This window comes from Cellvibrio sp. UBA7661 (assembly GCA_002483365.1).
Taxonomy (GTDB): domain Bacteria; phylum Pseudomonadota; class Gammaproteobacteria; order Pseudomonadales; family Cellvibrionaceae; genus Cellvibrio.
The window spans coordinates 1-20,214 of the sequence record DLHT01000006.1; the positions used below are offsets into that span (position 1 = coordinate 1).

At 51.6% G+C, this 20,214-nt stretch carries 16 protein-coding genes; 1 reads left to right on the forward strand and 15 read right to left on the reverse strand.

Features of this window, described 5'->3' with window-relative positions:
* The 6 genes from B2739_RS04200 to B2739_RS04225 all read right to left on the reverse strand — a co-directional run.
* Positions 1-1,345, reverse strand: a 1,345-nt coding sequence (locus B2739_RS04200) for an HAD-IC family P-type ATPase (RefSeq protein ID WP_331344627.1), incomplete at its 3' end; no start/stop codon positions are given.
* A gap of 56 nt (positions 1,346-1,401) precedes the next feature.
* Positions 1,402-1,818: a hypothetical protein gene (locus tag B2739_RS04205; RefSeq protein ID WP_331344628.1), complete on the reverse strand. Its 417-nt coding sequence runs from the start codon at positions 1,816-1,818 to the stop codon at positions 1,402-1,404.
* Between the two features lie 109 nt (positions 1,819-1,927).
* Positions 1,928-5,047 carry a CusA/CzcA family heavy metal efflux RND transporter gene (locus B2739_RS04210; RefSeq protein ID WP_331344629.1) on the reverse strand — a complete coding sequence of 1,040 codons (3,120 nt, stop codon included), beginning with the start codon at positions 5,045-5,047 and terminating at the stop codon, positions 1,928-1,930.
* A gap of 10 nt (positions 5,048-5,057) precedes the next feature.
* A complete protein-coding gene (locus B2739_RS04215; RefSeq protein ID WP_331344630.1) occupies positions 5,058-6,182 on the reverse strand; it encodes an efflux RND transporter periplasmic adaptor subunit in 1,125 nt (374 codons plus the stop codon).
* Positions 6,179-7,453: a TolC family protein gene (locus B2739_RS04220; protein ID WP_331344631.1), complete on the reverse strand. Its 1,275-nt coding sequence runs from the start codon at positions 7,451-7,453 to the stop codon at positions 6,179-6,181. The genes B2739_RS04215 and B2739_RS04220 overlap by 4 nt, the downstream gene beginning before the upstream one ends.
* Before the next feature lie 99 nt (positions 7,454-7,552).
* Positions 7,553-7,933, reverse strand: coding sequence for a hypothetical protein (locus tag B2739_RS04225; RefSeq protein ID WP_331344632.1), 381 nt, complete (start codon positions 7,931-7,933; stop codon positions 7,553-7,555).
* 229 nt (positions 7,934-8,162) lie between these two features.
* Here B2739_RS04225 and cadR point away from each other — a divergent pair, with 229 nt between their 5' ends.
* Entirely contained in the window at positions 8,163-8,555 is a 393-nt protein-coding gene (gene cadR, locus B2739_RS04230; RefSeq protein WP_331344633.1) for a Cd(II)/Pb(II)-responsive transcriptional regulator, read from the forward strand.
* A gap of 19 nt (positions 8,556-8,574) precedes the next feature.
* On the opposite strand, the gene B2739_RS04235 is transcribed toward cadR, so the two are convergent.
* From B2739_RS04235 to B2739_RS04275, 9 genes are all read right to left on the reverse strand, one after another.
* Positions 8,575-11,706: an efflux RND transporter permease subunit gene (locus B2739_RS04235; protein WP_331344634.1), complete on the reverse strand. Its 3,132-nt coding sequence runs from the start codon at positions 11,704-11,706 to the stop codon at positions 8,575-8,577.
* On the reverse strand, positions 11,699-12,952 hold the full coding sequence (locus tag B2739_RS04240; protein WP_331344635.1) for an efflux RND transporter periplasmic adaptor subunit: 1,254 nt from the start codon (positions 12,950-12,952) through the stop codon (positions 11,699-11,701). The genes B2739_RS04235 and B2739_RS04240 overlap by 8 nt, the downstream gene beginning before the upstream one ends.
* A gap of 87 nt (positions 12,953-13,039) precedes the next feature.
* Entirely contained in the window at positions 13,040-13,351 is a 312-nt protein-coding gene (locus B2739_RS04245) for a hypothetical protein (protein ID WP_331344636.1), read from the reverse strand.
* A 132-nt stretch (positions 13,352-13,483) separates the two neighbouring features.
* Positions 13,484-15,763 carry a heavy metal translocating P-type ATPase gene (locus tag B2739_RS04250; RefSeq protein WP_349681268.1) on the reverse strand — a complete coding sequence of 760 codons (2,280 nt, stop codon included), beginning with the start codon at positions 15,761-15,763 and terminating at the stop codon, positions 13,484-13,486.
* 169 nt (positions 15,764-15,932) lie between these two features.
* Positions 15,933-16,487 (reverse strand): cytochrome c, encoded by a 555-nt coding sequence (locus tag B2739_RS04255; protein ID WP_331344638.1) that lies wholly within the window; start codon positions 16,485-16,487, stop codon positions 15,933-15,935.
* A 57-nt stretch (positions 16,488-16,544) separates the two neighbouring features.
* Positions 16,545-16,850 (reverse strand): hypothetical protein, encoded by a 306-nt coding sequence (locus B2739_RS04260; RefSeq protein ID WP_012487445.1) that lies wholly within the window; start codon positions 16,848-16,850, stop codon positions 16,545-16,547.
* 36 nt (positions 16,851-16,886) lie between these two features.
* The gene (locus B2739_RS04265) at positions 16,887-17,603 is read right to left on the reverse strand and encodes a copper resistance protein B (protein WP_331344639.1); all 717 of its coding nucleotides are present in this window, start codon (positions 17,601-17,603) and stop codon (positions 16,887-16,889) included.
* A 10-nt stretch (positions 17,604-17,613) separates the two neighbouring features.
* Entirely contained in the window at positions 17,614-19,689 is a 2,076-nt protein-coding gene (locus tag B2739_RS04270) for a copper resistance system multicopper oxidase (protein ID WP_331344640.1), read from the reverse strand.
* Positions 19,690-19,695: 6 nt separating this feature from the next.
* Entirely contained in the window at positions 19,696-20,208 is a 513-nt protein-coding gene (locus B2739_RS04275; protein ID WP_049629734.1) for a DUF411 domain-containing protein, read from the reverse strand.
* Positions 20,209-20,214 lie beyond the last annotated feature (6 nt).

The window sequence follows — 20,214 nt, forward strand, 5'->3', positions numbered from 1 at the left end:
GACCCGATATTTCTTCAACATTATTTAATGTAATGCTGCTATCGATATCACCAACAAATTGATGAATGGCGGTTGCTACTGGATGCGTACTTTGACTTTCTAGTGCATTGACTATTTTCAGGATTTCATCGCGATTGACCTCAGGCTTCAGGTTGACCTCTTGTACTTTAAAAACACCTTCCGTCATGGTGCCGGTTTTATCCATCACCACGTTTTGAATGGTAGAAATCGTGTCTAAAAAATTACTACCTTTGAATAAAATACCGTTTCGACTGGCTGCGCCTATGCCGCCGAAATAGCCCAGTGGAATACTAATGACCAATGCACACGGGCAGGAGATCACCAGGAAAATCAATGCACGGTACAACCACTCACTGAATACATAAGTCTCCACGAATACGTATGGCACCACACAAATCGCAACGGCCAACGCAACTACAATCGGTGTGTATATTTTGGCGAATTTTCGGATAAATAATTCGGTAGGTGCTTTCTGTGCAGCAGCGTTTTGTACTAATTCTAAAATTCGGGACAGTTTGCTGTCGGTATAGGCAGTGGTCACTTTTACTTGTGACACTGCATTGAGATTAATCATGCCTGCCAGAACACTATCACCTTTAGTTTTTGTGTCAGGTTTGCTCTCGCCGGTCAGTGCGGCGGTATTAAATGAGGCGGTTTCAGATAGGAGTTCACCATCCAATCCTAATTTCTCACCTGCTTTGAGTTGGATAATATCGCCAATGCTGACAGTCTCTGCCTTCAGGGTCATCGCTTGATTATTTCGCAACACGGTTACTTCGTCGGGGCGTTGATCGAGCAGTGTTTTGATATTGGTTTTCGCTCTTTTTACTGCCAGGGTCTGGAACACTTCGCCCACCGAGTAAAACAGCATTACGGCAACACCTTCCGGATATTCGCCAATCGCAAAGGCGCCAATGGTGGCAATGCTCATCAATAAGAATTCAGAAAATACTTCACCCTTGGTGATGCTTTCGACCGCCTCTTTCAACACCGGCAGGCCAACCGGCAAATAGGCTGCAACGTACCAGGCAATGCGTACCCAACCGGTAAACCAGGTTTGTGGAAAATAATTATCCAGCACTATCGCCATAAGCAGTGCAACGAAACTCAGTGCGGCAGGCAGAAATAGCCTGATATTGCTACCGCCTTCGCTGGCATGATCATGACTATCATCATCGGTATGCTGATCTTGATCGTCACCGGAACAACTACAGCTTTTCGAAGGGCTATTTTTTATTAGCACATCTGTTTTGTTATTTATTTTTTCTTCTTCTGTGCAACATAGTTGTTTGCCTTGTTCATCATATTCGTGTGTATGTTCCATAGCGTTTCCTTTACTTGAAAATAGTGATAGAAAATGAAGGTTCATATCACAAAAAATCAGTGAGCCTCATGCGGCTTTTTTTGATAGCTGGCTTTAATAATCAATTTCTTCGGGTGGATATTATTGATCACTATTGAAAAATAACCCGCGCGTCGGGTATTCGGCTTGAAGTGAAGATGGCAGGGAGAATAATCAGTGACGATGGTTTTTAATAACTCGCCTTGAGTGTCGAATACCTGAAGTTGTATTTGACCGCACTTCACATGCACTTGCTTGTGTTCGGGCCAAACACCGCCGCTCAAGGTAAGGGTTCCCTTATCGAATTTGGCCGCCGCTTTCATAAGGCTCAAGTGATGCTGCCGAAGTTCCCCATCCTCAAACGCGACTTCAGGCAAAATCACTGACGATGATTGGCAGGCAGTCAGTAACATCCCAATCGATAGCAAAATAATTAATTTTTTAAAAGTAGTCATAGTCAATGCTCCTGTGAAAAAACCGGTTGATGACCGGGCAATGTGTCCCGGTCATCGGTGCTCATTTAACGTATGCAATCACCGCCAAACACTGAGTCTCCGGAGAAAATTAAGTCTTTGATGGGGTCGAGCTAAATTTGCTATGAAGCCAGTGATATAAAACCGGTAACACCAACAGCGTCAGCAGCGTCGAGGAAATAATCCCGCCGATAACCACTGTGGCCAAGGGGCGCTGGACTTCCGCACCCGTTCCCGTATTCAGTGCCATTGGCACAAAACCAAGGCTTGCTACTAATGCGGTCATCAGGACAGGGCGTAAGCGAACAAGTGCCCCTTCCGTCACAGCCAACATCAAATCCCCTTTTTCATGCCAGAGGTCGCGAATAAAAGCGAGCATGACGAGACCGTTGAGTACTGCTACACCGGAAAGTGCAATGAAGCCTATACCCGCCGATATGGACATGGGCATACCTCGAATGGCTAGCGCCAGCACTCCACCCGTGAGCGCCAAAGGCACTCCACTAAAAATTATTAACGCATCTTTTAGTGAGCCAAAAGCCATAATGAGAATGCCGATGATCAGTAACAATGTCAGTGGCACCACAAGAGAAAGGCGTTTACTTGCCGATTCGAGTTGCTCAAACGTGCCCCCGTAATCCAGCCAATACCCTGGGGGCATATCCACCTTGGCGGCAATGTGCGCTTTAACATCTTGCACAAATCCGCCGAGGTCGCGACCTCGTACATTTGCCGTCACAACCACCCGACGCTTGCCATTTTCCCGGCTAATTTGTGCAGGCGCGGGAGAAATGTCGATGGTGGCCACTTCAGAGAGCGGAACGTAATCGCCGTTAGGCAGTGGCACCGGGAGAAACTTGAGCTTCTCGACATCGCGCCGCACAGCTTCAGGTAATCGCACGATGAGTTCAAAGCGCCGATCACCCTCATACAATATGCCCGCACTTTCACCGCCAACGGCAGCGGCGACCCAGTTTTGAAGTGTTGACACATTCAATCCATAGCGGCCCAACGCGCTTCGCTTAGGAATAATTGAAAGTGTCGGCAATCCCGTCACTTGCTCAACACGCGCATCGGCCACACCCTCTACCTGGCTCAAGGCTTCAAGTATGTCGTTAGCGGTCAGCACCAGTTGATCGAGGTCATCACCAAACACCTTGATACCCAGGTCGGCTCTGACGCCTGAAATGAGTTCGTTGAACCTCATTTGGATAGGTTGGGTGAACTCATAATTATTACCGGGTAATTCCTCAAGCGATTTTTCCATTTCCTCCACCAACTGCTCTTTGGTCTTATCGGGATTGGGCCATTCGGATCGAGGCTTCAAGATGACGAAGTTATCGGCAACATTCGGGGGCATTGGGTCGGTCGCAACTTCGGCAGTACCTATGCGTGCAAAGACCTTATCTACCTCGGGAAACGACTTGATACGCTGTTCGAGAATTTCCTGCATTTCGACCGCTTGTTCGAGGCCGGTACCGGGGATTCGCATGGCATGTAACGCGATATCGCCTTCGTTAAGTTGCGGAATAAATTCGGATCCCAGCGTTGTGGCAAGCCACGTGCAAATGATGACAAGACCGGTAGCACCGCCAATCACAAACCAACGGAATTTAAATGCCAGCAACAATAAAGGCTTATACATTTGCTTCGCACTGCGAATAGCAACACCTTCTTGTTCACTGATTTTCCCGCTTAAAAAAACCGCGACCGCAGCTGGCACAACTGTGAGGGATAGAACCATTGCGGCGACAAGTGCCATCACGACCGTTGCGGCCATAGGGTGAAACATTTTGCCTTCCACACCGGTGAGGGAAAAAATCGGGATATAAACAACGGTGATGATCGCGACACCAAACAGGCTGGGCCGAATCACTTCAGAGGTTGCTTCGAAAACAACGTTCAAGCGTTCGCGCAGGCCAAGAGCGCCTTCACGTTGTGCGTGTGATAAACGTCGGATAGCGTTTTCCACGATAATCACAGTGCCATCGACGATGATCCCGAAATCCAATGCCCCGAGGCTCATCAAGTTTGCGGACACCCCGGTGTGTACCATGCCGGTTATGGTGGCAAGCATTGATAACGGGATTACTGCTGCTGTAATCAGTGCTGCGCGCAAATTTCCAAGTAACAGGAAAAGCACCACAATCACCAATAAGGCGCCTTCCAGAAGGTTTTTACTGACCGTTGCAATGGCTTTATCAACTAAAGCCGTACGATCATAAACGGGGGTCGCAATAATGCCATCCGGGAGTGAGGCTTGAATGTCAATCAGCCGTGCTGCTACGTCTCGCGCCACCGTGCGTGAGTTTTCTCCGATGAGCATCATGGCCGTACCCAGCACGGTTTCAACACCATCCTGGGTTGCTGCACCGGTTCGAAGCTCTCTCCCGATAGCGATTTCTGCTACATCACTAATTTTGACAGGAACAGAATCCTGCTGCGCAACAATGACGTTGGCGATGTCATCCAAGGTTCCCAATTGGCCGGGCGAGCGCACCAGTAATTGTTGCCCATTGCGCTCGATGTAACCTGCACCACGGTTATCATTATTGGATTCAAGCGCTTCAACCAAATCTTCCATCGACACCCCGAAGTGCAGGAGTTTCTGTACATCTGGCGTAATGTGGTATTGCTTGTTATAGCCACCAATACTGTTTACCTCTACCACACCCTTTACCTGCGCCAACTGGGGTTTGATTATCCAGTCTTGAATTTCACGCAAGGCGGTAGAATCGTAAGGCTTACCGTCTTGTGTTCGCGCATCGGGAGCCGCTTGAACGGTATACATAAAGATTTCACCCAAACCTGTCGAGATGGGTCCCATTTCGGGTTCCATGCCGGGAGGCAGCACGCTTTTCATCGACCCCAGTTTGGTGTTGATGAGGTTCCGGGCAAAGTAGATATCGGTACCTTCATCAAACACCACGGTAACCTGTGATAAACCATAGCGGGATAACGACCGCGTATAGGACAGGTTGGGTAACCCTGCCAACGCGGTTTCTATCGGGTAGGTAATCCGCTGTTCGGCTTCTAACGGCGAGTAACCTGGTGCAGCGGTATTAATTTGCACCTGGACATTGGTGATGTCGGGCACCGCATCAATAGGGAGTTTTTGGTAACTCCAAAACCCGATGCCGACGATTAATAAAACAAAACTTAAAAACAGATAACGCCGCTCGATGGCTAAGCGTAGTAGTGAATCAATCATGCTACACCCCTTAGTGTTCGTGCTCGGCTTCAGATTTTTCGATGTCAGCTTTAATGAGATAGCTGTTTCGGGTTACGTACTCTGTATCTGGTTTCAGGCCAGATATGACCTCGGCATAGCTGTCATCTTTTCGGCCCACGATCAAGGGGATAAATTCGTATTTATTACCGTGTTTGACAAAAACCCCGGTGCGCCCTCCCAGGATTTGCAGAGCATCTATTTTTACCGCTACGTCTACGTTAAATTCATCGATAACAATACGTCCTTCTGCCATTGAACCTGGAGAGAGCATGGATAGGTCGTTGCTTAGTTTTGCGCGCGCAATGAGATACGGCTGCTCGTCACCTGCCGGGAGGAGGTGCTCAATTTTTGTTTTAACTTTTTGCTCGCCTATGCTCAGAAAAACTTCTTGCCCGATAGCAACAGAGGAACGTTGAGAGGGGAAAATACGCAACTCGGCCCACAAGTTGTCGAAGCTCGAAATTGAAAACAGTATTTGATCTCCTGTCACCTCGCCCGAATTAGCGTGCCGTTGCACAATCATCCCGGCAATGGGTGCGCGGATACTGTATTTCCTCAAACTCTCGTTGGCTTCAACTTCAGCCAGAAGATCACCGGCTGCCACTGTCTCACCAATAGTTACCTGTACCGACGTTACAACACCGGAAAATCGTGCACGCACATGGCTGGTTTGTTCGGGAGCTGTGGTTAATCGCCCATAGGTAAGAATGGTTTGATGAAGTGTTTGTTCGCCAGAGCGTTCCGTCACAATACCTACAGTTTGTGCCATGGTGTCTTCAATTTGACTGGTTCCCTCTTCATCTTCGTGGCCGTGTCCGCCACTCTCCGCATGACCATCGTCACCTTCCTGTTTGCTTTCATGTCCGTGCTCTTCGTCTTCGTGTTTCCCTTCGTGCTTCTCGCCCTCCCCATGGTCATGCCCATGAGAGCCTGACTCTTCAGTGTGTTCATCTTCTTGATGTTGGTGATCGTCGCTCTTCGTTGCTGCACTGGCCATATAAATATCGGCCAAAAACATCACCAATAGCAGTGCCAAAATTAAAACCACGCCCGGAGCGGATTTCAGCAAATTTTTGGATGAAGGTTTCGTTAGATGTTTGTTCGATGTTTTCATGGGTTAACCTCAAAATTCTGTTCGTTCAGGGGGGAGCCAATCATTCGCTCCAACTCAATACGGGTTTCCTGCATGCGGGCAGCGGCCTCTACCAAGGCTTGCTGGGCATCCAGCAATTGGCTTTGCGCAAGGTTTAATTCCAGATAGCTGTAGCGCCCCCGGTCAAATGCATCGGCGGTACTGCGCATGGCTTTTTTTAGCGAAGGAAGGGCCTCGTCACGCAACACATTGACTTCATCAATTGCTTGCCGATTAGCCTCATAAGTGGCGATGAGTTGAGCCTCCAATTGCACTCGCGCGCTGTCTCGTGCGAGTTCAGCACTTTGTTGATTGGCATTAGCGGTTGTGATTGCGCCACCGGCTCTACTGCCTGCACCTAAAGGCATGCTCAAGCCAAGCACGACAGCGGAATCCTCGGAAGCCTGAAGACGACGAACGCCCGCATTCCATTCCAGGGAGGGGCGTCGTTCGCTACGCGCTTGTTGCACTTCGGCTATGCGAACATCTACTTCTTTGGTTAATTGTTCCAAATCCGGATTGCCCGACAGCTTGCCCAACAACGTCGGCAACGGCATTGCCGTTGGAACCGCATAAAGATCGGCTTTTACCGCTGTAAAATCCGGCGAGGAATCTGCCCAATAAGCGCTGAGTTTGACTCGCTCGCTACTCACTGTTTGTCGGGCTTGTTGCAAGGCAATTTTGGAGCGCGCCAGTGCGGCGTTTCCGCGCAAGAGCTCACTGTCCGCCGTACCGCCTGCCTGAACCTGCCTGGTCAGTGAGCTGAGGGTTTGCTGGATTAACTGGTGCGCCTCTTCCTGTAACGCCAGTTGTTCTTGCGCAGCCAGTAATTGAATGAATTGATGAGTCACCGCTGTAATCACATCCAACGTCAGTAGGCGTTGGGTAGATTGCAGTTGCTGTTGGCGGGCGGTAACGAGATTCATGCGCGCATCGCGCTGACCACCCAACTCAATAGCGGATGACAATGAAATGGTCAGTTCGCTGGCATCGGTACCGCTAAATTCTCCGGACCCTGCGACATTCTCAAGATCAGCGCTGATGCGATACTCGGGCCGCAGCGCGGCAGTTTGTTTTTCTCCGGCCAAGGCATTGACCTTAAAGGTATAGCCCGCCAGTTGAGGATTTTGTTGCAGGGTTGCCCGGACTGCCTCACTCAACGTGAGTGTTGATTGTGCAGCTGAGGGCGCAGCATAGGCACTACAGGTAATGGCAATAACCGAGACGGTTAATGCCCGATGGATAAATTGCATAGAAAGCTCCAGCCATATAGGTATTTCCCGGCGCAGCACGTGGACGCACAATGGAAATACACGAATTACCCCTGTCAAAAAAAGGGGCGTTATGGGTAATCAGGCTGGAGTGACGGGAGGCGCGCGTGGCGGCGGGCGTAAACCGATAATACGGCGTGGGTGAGCGGTTTGAGAAACCGGGGAGAAAAATGCGGCTCGTGGCGATACCAAAAACACAAAAACGGCAACCAGTAATAACGCCAATGTTGCATCGAATTTCAGCAGTTTGGCGACAACTGATTGGGATAGATCGATATCCATATCGACATGCGCACTGTCTGCACCATGTTCCTCATGTGTATCGATATTATCGAGATGAATGGAAATAGGAGGTTCCTGACCATCAAAGCAATAGTGCCCGTGCACACCAGCCCAACTAGCCATCAGCCAGAGCAGTGTGGACAACAAAGCCCAATACTTATAACGCAGGAAGTAATTCACGATTACTTATTAGTTCCAGAAAAGTTGGTTGGATTATGGCAGCAAACCAGCGATTGTCTGTAGTGAAGACTGCCATATTATAAAAAGTGGCGCCTCAAATAACAGCCCTGTAGTACTCAGAAACTATGAGGGTCTTCGCCTCTATAAGTTCATACGCTTGCTCACAGTGCGTAGAACTATGAAACAATATAAAGTCTACAGTAACTATAGAGTCAATACCGGACTGTGTATGAAAATAGGTGCGCTCGCAAAACTTACGGGTCTTAGTGTTCAAACCATACGCTATTACGAACACGAAGGGTTGTTGTCTACAGCCCCTCGCACTGAAGGCAATTATCGCTTTTACGATGAGACGGCCTCCCATGATCTCTTCTTTATAAAACAATGCCGGAACCTCGGATTGACATTGGAGGAAATCCGCCAGTTGATCGGTTACTCCAGTACCCCGGATGAAGCCTGCAATAGTATCAATAAGATTATCGATAACCATATCCAGCAAGTCGATGTGCGTCTTGCCGAGCTACAGGAATTGCGTCGGCAGCTTGGTGAACTCAGAACCAAATGTGATGCTCACCAAGCAGTGAAAGATTGCGGCATTATGAAAGAGTTGTTGGAGCATTAATCTAAGTTAATTGCTCGGTTTATTGTTTTACATTATGTTTCTTGTGTTGCATCAACAAATACGCCGCAGGCAATACCAATAGCGAAAGCAAAGGTGCGCTAATCATTCCACCCACCATCGGTGCTGCAATCCGCCCCATGATTTCCGAACCCGTACCACCGCCTAAAAATATCGGTAGCAAACCCGCGACAATCACAGTTACCGTCATCATCTTGGGACGAATCCGCAATACTGCACCTTCCTGAATGGCATCAAGCAAATCCTGCTGTGTTGTTGTGCCCAATTCGATGCGCCGCTGCCATGCCTGTTTCAGGTAGAGCAACATAATCACCCCGAATTCGGCGGACACTCCGGCCAGTGCAATAAACCCGACGGCTGTTGCAACCGAGAGCTCGTAATCCATTAAATATAAAAGCCAAATGCCTCCGGTTAACGCAAAAGGTAAGGTGCCCATGATTAACAGGGCTTCATCCAGGCGGGAAAATGTCAGGAATAACAGCACCAGAACAATAACGAGCGTTGCCGGGACTATCCATCGCAGGCGGGCATTGGCGCGTTCCATAAATTCAAACTGGCCGGCGTAGCTAATGCTGGTGCCCGGTAGTAAAGTCACCTCTTGGTTAATGGTTTGTTGCAGATCCCTCACCGTCGAACCCAAGTCGCGGTCGCGCACATCAATGTAAACCACACTGGTGGGACGGGCATTTTCGCTTTTGAGCATACTGGGGCCATCGGTAACTTTGATGGTGGCAATCGTACCCAATGTGATTTGGCTGCCGAGTGGCGTAATGATGGGTAGGTTTTGCAGCTTGCCAATGCTGTCACGCCAATCGCGCGGATAACGCAGGTTGATAGGGAAACGTGCACGACCATCAACCACTTCACCAATATTGTCGCCGCCGATCAGACTGCTTACTACCGATTGCGCCTGAGTGATACTCAGACCATAACGCGCGAGTGACGCGCGGTCGAACTGGATATCAAGGTAACGCCCACCACCCAAGCGCTCGGCAACTGCCGAGGAGATACCGGGGACGGTTTTGGCAACTTGCGCAACCTGTTGCGCAACCTCATCAATATCGGCCAGGTTCTGGCCTGCAATCTTGACGCCGATGGGGCTTTTGATCCCGGTGGCTAGCATATCGATACGGTTGCGGATGGGCGGAATCCAGATATTGGATAGCCCCGGTATTTTGACCCGTGCATCCAGTTCAGCCATGAGTTTTTCCAGCGTCATGCCGGGGCGCCACTGATCACGCGGCTTAAACTGGATGGTGGTTTCAAACATCTCCAAGGGGGCAGGATCGGTGGCGCTGTCGGCGCGGCCCGCCTTACCAAACACGCGCTCCACTTCCGGGACAGTTTTAATCAGCCGATCGGTTTGTTGCAGCAAGCGGCTGGCCTGCTGGGCACTTAACCCCGGCAAGGCACTGGGCATGTACAGTAAATCCCCTTCGTCCAGCGGCGGCAGGAATTCACTGCCCAGCTGGCTCAGTGGCCAGGCGGTGCTCAGTAATACCGCCAATGCAAAACCCAGTGTCGTTTTCGGGTGACGCAAAACTCCGGTCAACAGTGGACGATAACCCCGGATCAGCCAGCGATTGATGGGGTTTTGGTGTTCCTCCGGAATCCGGCCACGAATCCAGTAACCCATCAGCACTGGAATTAGCGTGATAGACAAACCAGCTGCTGCTGCCATCGCGTAAGTTTTGGTGAACGCGAGTGGGCCAAAGAGCCGACCTTCCTGTGCTTCTAGCGTAAATACCGGAATAAACGAGAGAGTGACAATAAGCAGCGAGAAAAACAGCGCGGGTCCCACCTCAGCAGCAGCCTGGGTTAATACCTGCCAGCGTTTTTCACCGATGAGGTCTTGCTCGGGATGTTGTTGCTGCCAACGTTCCAGATGCTTATGGGCGTTTTCAATCATGACGATGGCTGCATCCACCATTGCCCCTATGGCAATGGCAATACCGCCAAGTGACATGATATTGGCATTGATACCTTGGTAGCGCATAACGACAAAAGCGATCAACACTCCAAGTGGCAGGGCGACAATCGCTACCAACGCAGAGCGCCAGTGCCAGAGGAATAAGGCGCAGACCAACGCCACCACCAAAAACTCTTCAAGCAGTTTATAGGTCAGGTTGGCAACTGCGCGGTCGATCAGGAGACTGCGATCGTAAGTGGCGATGATCTCGATCCCGGCGGGCAAACTGCTTTGGAGTTGCTCCAATTTTTCCTTAACCGCTGCGATGGTCGCGCGGGCATTTCCGCCCGAGCGCATCACCACAATACCGCCGGTGACTTCACCTTCTCCATCCAGTTCCGCAATACCCCGGCGCATTTCCGGCCCGAGCTGGATATGCGCGACATCGGCCAGGGTCACGGGGATGTTATCCACCAGCTTCAACGGTATGGATTTGAAATCATCTAGGGTGCGCAAGTAACCGCTGGCACGGATCATCAGTTCGGCTTCACCCAGCTCAAGAACACCGCCACCAGTTTCCTGATTAGCCTGCTGCACAGCGGTAATCACCGCCTCATGGGACAAGTTATGGGCTGCAAGGCGGATCGGGTCCAGCACCACTTGGTATTGCTTGACCATACCGCCGATAGCGGCGACTTCGGCCACATCCGGTAAAGGCGCCAGTTCAAAACGCAGGAACCAATCCTGCAATGCTCGCAATTGGGCAATATCCTGTTGGCCCGTCTTATCGACCAGGGCGTACTGGAATATCCAGCCCACACCGGTGGCATCCGGCCCCAATGCCGGAGTGGCGCTGGCCGGTAGCTGCGCTTGCATTTGGCTCAAGGACTCCAAAACGCGGGAGCGCGCCCAGTAAAGATCGGTGCCATCCTCAAACAAAACATACACAAAACTATCGCCGTACATTGAATAACCGCGCACGGTTTTAGCGCCGGGCACCGAAAGCATTTTGCTGGCCAAGGGGTAAGTCACCTGGTTTTCCACCAGCTCGGGCGCTTGGCCGGGGAAGCTGGTGCGGATAATGACTTGCACATCCGATAAGTCGGGTAAGGCATCAATGGGTGTGGATTTGATGGCCCAAACTCCCCAGCCGCTGAGCAACAGCGAGGTTAAAAGCACCAAAACCCGGTGGGCGACAGACCAATGAATCAACCGGCTAATCATGGTCGTGTCCTCCCGCTGTTTTTGGTGCAATTCCCAAAAAGGAGGCTTCAGAGTCCAACAGGAACTGGCCGCTGACCACCACCTCCTGATCCTCCTCTAAACCCTCGCTGATGAGTGTTTGGTTACCCACCTCATGGCCAGTGATAATTTCCACTGGGCGAAATTTGCCACCAGCCTCAGCCAGTATCACCAACACCCGTTTTCCCGTGCGGATTACCGACTCAGTGGGTACAAACAATCCGGTTTCTCCAGTGGATGATTGCAAGATTACACGTCCACTGGTGCCGGGTTTCAGGCGTCCTTCGGGATTATCCAACAGGATACGGGCAGTCAAGGTGCGGGAGCCGACATTGATAGATGGCAACAGGTATTCCAGCGTGCCGATCAGTACAGGGTCACCGGGATTAGCGGAATTGAAAATTGCCTTGTCACCTGCGCGCAAGCCGGTTGCTCGTGCTTCAGGAATGGCAGCATCCAGCCACAGGCTGTCCAGATTGTTAATTTTTGCCAGAGTAGCACCACCGGTCAGCGCCATACCGACTTTAACATCCAGCATATCCACCACACCCGAGATGGGTGACGTGATGGTTACACGGGTCTCTGGTTGGCGGGTTTTTTCCACTCTGGCAATCAAGGCATTGGGCATCCCGAGTAATTGCAGGCGTGCACGCAATGTCGCTAACAAATGAGGATTCTGGTCAATCGGTTGGGAGAGCAGCTCATTTTGGGCGTCCAGCCATTCGGGTATCTGGAATTCGGCAAGCGGCTGACCGGCACTGACCTTGTCACCCACCGCTAGCGGCCAGGCTTTTTCCACAAACCCCGCCGCGCGCAATTGCACTATCGCCTGGTTGCGCTGGTTAAATTGCAATTGCCCAGCGACTTCCAGCTCGCTATGTATTGGTAGGCGCTGCACCCTGGCTTTGCGCATACCGAGGTTTTGCACCAGGGCTGCATCAATGGTTAGCCCCGATTCCTGGGTTGATGGCGCCGCATATTTGGGTACCAGATCCATATCCATAAAAGGTGATGGCCCCGGTTTGTCAAAATGCCGGTCAGGCACCATGGGGTCATACCAATAGAGCACCTTGGGTTCCTGTTTGGCCTTATCAGCAGCATCCTTTTGAGGTGACGGTATAGGGAGAGATTTATGCAGGTGCTGCCAACCAATACCTATCGCAATGCCAAGTACCAACGTGCTTAGCCCAACGACTGCAAGTAGGCGTACAGAGAGATTATTGTTCATTCATATGATTCCTGAGAGACGATAAAAAACGTCCCGCCTAAACACCCGGCATCTTTACCGGTTCAAGCGAGGTGAAATCGTATTAACTCAGGAGGCGTTCGGAGGTCGCCAGATACTGGCGGGATTGAAGACAGCAAGATTCAATGGGCGAGTTTTTGAGCGTGCCGACAAGCTTGAAAGAGAGAAAAACGACGCGGGTGTATAGAGATATACCTGCACGGGTGTTTTACAGAGATGACAGGATTTAGCGGTTTCACAGGAATTTATAGCATCACCTTCATCTGCATCAGGGCAGCAAGGCATAGTTTCGCTACCACCGGATTCATCCATTACCATGGTCATTTCTTCAGGGCACGGCGACGCGGACAGCAGAATTTCTGCCGCGACTTGCAGAGGCATCACGAAGCTCAGAAGTAAGATAAAAAACAATGAATAACGGCGCATAGTGTCAGCATAGCTCAATGCAGGCGACAGAAAAATACGTCATCCAGGATTAGGGGGGTAAGCCCTCAAAACTCACTCCCCCCGAGTCTATTGATCGTTGACAGAGATTTTTCCCCGTTTCAACCGCAGGGCATTTCCAATCACCGATGCAGAGCTGAGGCTCATTGCCAGTGCTGCGATCATTGGCGACAACAACCAGCCCGTCCAGGGAAAAAGTATTCCGGCAGCAATTGGAATTCCCAAACCGTTGTACAAGAATGCAAACATCAGGTTTTGTTTCATATTGGCCACGGTGGCTTCCGATAAAAACCGCGCGACCGCAATACCGCGTAAATCGCCTTTCACCAATGTAACTTGTGCGCTGTTCATCGCTACGTCAGTACCGGTGCCCATGGCAATACCCACATCGGCTTTGGCCAGAGCGGGGGCATCATTGATTCCATCGCCCGCCATGGCAACAACCTTGCCCTCGGCTTGCAAGCGTTCAACCAAACGCAATTTATCCTCTGGTTTCACTTCACCGTGGACTTCATCGATACCCAGGCGCGCCGCCACGGCTTTGGCTGTAGTGAGGCCATCGCCCGTCGCCATAACAATGCGTAAACCAGCGGCTTTTAGTGTCGCCAAGGCTTCCGGTGTACTGGCCTTGACGGGGTCAGACACCGCCAACAGACCCGCGAGCTGCCCATCCACTGCCAGGTACATAACACTGGCACCCTCACTGCGTAAGGTTTCGGCTTCGGGCACCAGCGGTGCAACAACGACACCCTGTTGCTCCATTAGCACCGTGTTTCCCAGCGCCAGCTTGCGCCCCGAAACGGTTCCATACACTCCGATGCCAGAACCCGATTCAAATTGTTCGACTTTTTCCAATGCGAGATTGCGCTCGCGCGCCGCGCGGACAATGGCATCGGCCAGCGGATGTTCGCTTCCCTGATCAAGGCTTGCGGCAAGGCGCAACACATCGTCTTCATTAAATCCTTGAGCCGGTACCGCACGATCAAATGCAGGTCGTCCTTCAGTCAAGGTTCCCGTCTTATCGATAATGAGGGTATCTATCTTGCGAAAGTTCTCGATGGCGGCGGCGTCCCGAAACAGCACACCCTGTGTGGCACCACGCCCGGTGGCCACCATGATTGACATAGGTGTCGCCAGTCCTAACGCGCAAGGGCAAGCAATAATCAGTACCGCTACCGCATTAATTAAACCGAATACCCAACGCGGTTCAGGGCCGAACAGTCCCCAGGCAAAAAAGGTCAGCACGGCAATCGCGACTACAGCAACGACAAAATAACCGGCGACGGAATCCGCCATGCGTTGCATCGGTGCTTTGGATCGCTGCGCTTGCGCCACCATCTGAACAATCTGCGCCAACATGGTCGCCGACCCCACGCGCTCAGATTCAATGGTGAGTGCACCATTGGTATTCATTGTCGCTCCAATGACTTTATCACCCGCGCGTTTCATCACCGGCAGCGGCTCGCCGGTCAGCATGGACTCATCCACTGCGCTGCTACCTTCCACAACGACACCATCTACCGGCACTTTTTCGCCGGGGCGAACACGCAACTTATCGCCGACATGGACATGCGTCAGTGGCACATCCTCTTCACTCCCATCATCGCGAATGCGTCGCGCTGTTTTTGGAGCTAAACCGAGTAAGGATTTGATCGCCGCCGAGGTTTGCGAGCGCGCCTTTAATTCCAGTAATTGCCCTAAAAGGGTCAGCGAAATGATGACGGCCGCCGCCTCGAAATAGACAGAAACTCGTCCCATGGATACAAAGGAATCCGGAAATACACTGGGAGCCAACGTGGCCACCAGGCTGTAAACAAACGCCGCACCTGTCCCTAAGCTAATTAGCGTCCACATATTGGGGTTGCGATTGATAATCGACTGCCAGCCGCGTACGAAAAAAGGAGCTCCAGCCCATAATACAATCGGTAACGTCAGGATCAATTCGATCCAGGTTTGGGTAAGTACATCAAACAAATGAAGCTGATGACCAAACATCGCCAGAACAGTAACGATAATGGTTAGTGGCAATGTCCACCAAAACCGGTGTTGGAAATCCCGCAACTCAGGATTTTCCTCCTCTTCTAATTCGGGAATTAGTGGCTCCAGAGCCATTCCACACTTTGGGCAACTGCCGGGATGATCTTGACGAATCTCGGGGTGCATTGGGCAGGTATAAACGGCTCCGGACCCAGATATTGCCGGTGCTGTATCGCCAACATTGCCGTTACTTGGTGTCCTCAGATACTTGCCGGGATCAGCTTTGAACTTGGCCTGACAGCTCGCGCTACAGAAATGATAGGTTTTCGCCTGATACTCAATGTGATGGGGCGATGCAGGGGTGACCGCCATACCGCAAACCGGATCTTTCAATGTAAGGTTCGCCTTTTGTTCATGGTGAGAATGCGCGTGTGTGTGTTCCATCAGTAAACCTCTTGGCAGTTGAGTTATTCAGTAATCATAGGGGTCACTGATAGTGCTTGTTTGAGATGTATCAAACCGATCCCTATTTATCGGGCGCTTAGTGGTGGCTGGTTTCAGCTGGCTCGCGTGCGGTCAGGATCTGGTATTGCTCTGGAGTCAAGGTCGGCAATTTCTGGATAAACGCCACCATGGCCCAAATCCGTTGGTCGTCATGGGTCGGCCCCCAAGCTGGCATACCGCTAGCTTTGATGCCGTGCTTGATGATCCAGAATTGGCGCTTCGCACTGGCTGCGTTACCACCTGCATGGGTGTGCTCGTGATCATCCAGCGCTAGAGACAAATTAGGTGGGCTGGGATAAAGCCCGATACTCATATCACTGCGCTTCACGCCCGGTTTCAAATGGCATTGGGCGCACATGTCGTTATAGTCAGGTCCACCCGTTAAGAGTAATTCCGCATCCGAAAGATCCGGTACCTGAATATCGGCGGCAGCACGTGCAATCGATTGTTCCCGCAAGGTTTCCAATGCCCTATAAGTCAGCCGGTTATGCGGGACATCGGCACCCATCGGGTAAACGCCGGAATAAATAAAACCCAGCCCTGCGAGCAGCATAATAATGGCTGTTAGCAGTATCACTTTGATCAACGTCATACAGTCTTCTCCTCATAGAGATGGGAGGGCGACGACCGTCGCACTCCCATCAATTTGTTAATGGCCGCCATGACCTTCGTGGTTTGTACTGGATGCCGCTTTACTGGTGGTAGTTGTCTTACCATGGTCCATTCCCTGGTGTTGATCGCCATGCTCGCTGTGTGCAGCGCTGCATTTTTTCATCAGCGCTTGCATGACCGGATCGTTCATATCCATCTTGGAATGATCCATTTTTTTCATGGCTTCACAATCGGGTGCTTCCGCCGTTTTGGCGTGTTCTGCCGGATCATGCGCAAACGCAGGAGCGATCAGTAGTGTGCTGGACAAGATCAGAGCAGCATTCATCAGTATTTTTTTCATCATTAAGTCCTCGTTAGTTAACGTTGGATAAACAGCTATTTAAAACCAGGCCCGAACGCCAGCTACCCATTGGGTATCACTGGTTGATTCGCCATGGTCTCTTACAAAATCGGCGGTATTGCCGAAGCTTCTCGTCCAGTTCACACCAATATAGGGTGCAAATTCACGACGAATTTCGTAACGCAACCGTAAGCCTGCCTGGGCATCCGAGAGACCTGAACCCGTCAGCCGGTGCATATCGTTCTGGCCATAAAAGTTCACCGAGATTTCCGGGGATAAAACTACTTTTTGGGTAAACATCCATTCGTATTCTGCGGATAAACGTGCGGCGGTATCACCCGAATCTCCGACAAACAACGCCGCATCGATTTCAAAGAAATACGGCGCTAACCCCTGGAGACCAATCACACCCCACTCGCGCTCAGGTGTGGGCTTCAGGTCTTGCCGTATGCCGACTTGAACATCCCAAAACGGCGCTATCGCGTGGCTATAGAGCGCCTGGATTTCGGCTTCCTCGGTTTCACCGTCTACGCGTTCCACATCGGTTTTGATCCAGAGTTTGTGCAGGTCTTTACCGATCCAGGCCTGCGCCTCCAGGACGTAAGGATCAGCTTCATCACCGCCGTCGCGCCACTCAAATTGGTCGATCATCACGCGCGCTAACAAGGGATCGCCGCCCTCATGGGCAAGCACCGGCAGACTGGATGTTGCAGTTGCCCAGAGAGCAAGGGTCAGTTTTTGAGGTAGATTTTTCATGGGTATTCTCCTAAACGACCCGAACTTCACGCATCATGCCGGGCATGTGGTAAAGCAGATGGCAGTGGTAGGCCCAGCGGCCTTTGGCATCCGCAGTCACGAGATAACTGATGCGCGAGCCGGGCTGGACAATGATGGTGTGCTTGCGCGGGATGTAGTGGGGATCACCGGTTTCCAATTCGCTCCACATACCGTGTAAATGGATGGGATGCGTCATCATGGTGTCGTTGATCAGGATGATGCGCACACGCTCGCCAAAGCTCAGTTCCAGCGGCTTGGCATCGGCAAAATTGAGGCCGTTGATCGACCACATGTAGCGGCGCATATTGCCGGTCAGGTGCAGCTCAATTTCCCGTGAGGGTTCGCGCTTGTCGTAAGTGGGATGCAGGCCGCGAATATCCGCATAGGTCAATACGCGTCGGCCATACAATTTCATATGGTCGCGCAGGCCAATACCGGGATCGGCCAAGCCGCTTTGTGGGGCTTCGGAATGGCTATCCACATGGGGGCCGAATTCCGTATCGGCATGATTGATCTTAGCGAGCGGATCAAAATTGCTGCCAAAACCCGCTTTGGCCAACCGCGATTTGCCGTTGTGCTGGCTGTGATCCATCTTCATGGCGGACATATCGTGCCCGTTGTGATCCATCGCGCCCATGTCATGGCCGGAATGCTCCATGCCTTCCATTGCAGGCTTAGAATGTTGGCTATGGTCCATACCCGGCATCCCGCCTGACATATCATGACCACTGTGATCCATCGTCTTTTCACCCTGGTTGCCGTGATCCATGGCTTTCATCGCCGACATATCATGACCGCTATGGTCCATACCGCCCATATCGTGGCCACTGTGATCCATGCCGGACATATCCATCCCCATTTCGCGGTGACCTAATGTCGGAGCTGGGTCCATCGCCGGTATCTCGGCACGCAAGGCAATGTCTGTCGTCAGGGTGCCACGGGCATACCCGGTACGGTCATTGCTCTGGGCGAAGATCGTGTAGGCGCTATCGGCAGCGGGTTCTACGATCACATCGTAGGTTTCCGCTACCCCGATGCGAAATTCATCGACGACCACCGGCTGGATATTCTGGCCATCAGCGGCAACCACCGTCATTTTCAATCCCGGAATCCGTACATCGAAAATAGCCATCGCTGCGCCGTTGATAAAGCGCAGGCGTACTTTCTCACCGGGTTTACACAGTCCCAACCAGCCTTGATCCGGCGTAACCCCGTTCATCAGGTAGGTGTAGGTATATCCGGTGACGTCCGAGATGTCGGTCTCGCTCATGCGCATCTGGTTCCACATGGCACGCTCATTCCAGGTGGCTGATAAACCCTTGGTTTTGAGGTCACGCACCAGATCACCGACTGTCCGCTCACGGAAGTTGTAGTAGTGGCTCATCTTTTTCAGGGTGCTATACACCTTTTCCGGCGCGGTGTCCGTCCAGTCAGACAGCAGCACAACCATATCCCGGTCGTAGGCAACCGGATCAGGATCTTTGGGATCAATGACGATGGCGCCCATCAACCCGGTCTGCTCCTGAAATCCGGAATGGCTGTGGTACCAATAAGTCCCGTTTTGATTCACATCGAATTCGTACACGAAGGTCTCGCCCGGTTTGATACCGTCAAAGCTCATGCCCGGCACACCATCCATTTCCGAGGGCAAAATGATGCCGTGCCAGTGGATGGAACTGTCGTGATCTAGCGTATTGGTGACTCGCAATGTCACGCGTTCTCCTTCTTTCCAGCGAAGGATGGGCGCAGGCAAGCTTTGGTTAACCGTGGTGGCGATGCGTTGTTTGCCGGTAAAGTTAACCTTCTGGAAGCCGATCGAAAGATCAAACTGGTTTCCGGTCAGGGTTTGGGGACCATTGGTTGGCCGAGGCGCGTCGGCAAATACCTGGCTGGATAACGGTAATGCACTCAGGGCTACCAAGGAGGAAGCACCGAGTACAAAGCGGCGGCGTGACTGGTCTGATGGCAACAGATCAGGTACCACTGGATAGCGATCCATTGCGGCAACCAACTCCGTTGTTGTTTGTATCCCCGCTGTGCGGGTATCGGGAATTTTCATGCCCATTTCTCCTTAGAAGGTTTGCGTCAAACTGGTGATACGGATGTATACCTCGCTGCTGCCATCGCTTTTCAGCAAGAGCACATCGTAGGGTGTGAAGCGTTCGCCCATTTCCATACCGGGGCTGCCCACAGGCATACCGGGAACGGCCAGTCCTATGGCCCCTTGAGGTTTTTCGGCGAGGAAACGGGTAATGACCGGAGCCGGAATATGCCCCTCAAACACATACCCCTCGGGGGAGACAGCGGTGTGGCAGGACTGGTATTGGGGGCTGATCCGATAGCGGTTTTTGATCGCATTCAGATCATCGGGATGATGGATAGTGGATTTCAGTCCATGGGATTGCAGGTGGGAAATCCATTCTTCACAACAGCCGCAAGTCGGGCTTTTGTATACCGCTAACTGAACGGGTTTATCGGCAGCCGCAGCTAGCGATGGGATGGATGAGGAGTGTGCTGTGTGGCTTATCAATAAAAACGTGATCGCCAGGCTACCGATAGCGCCTATAAAACGCTGGAAAACCATAAAAGC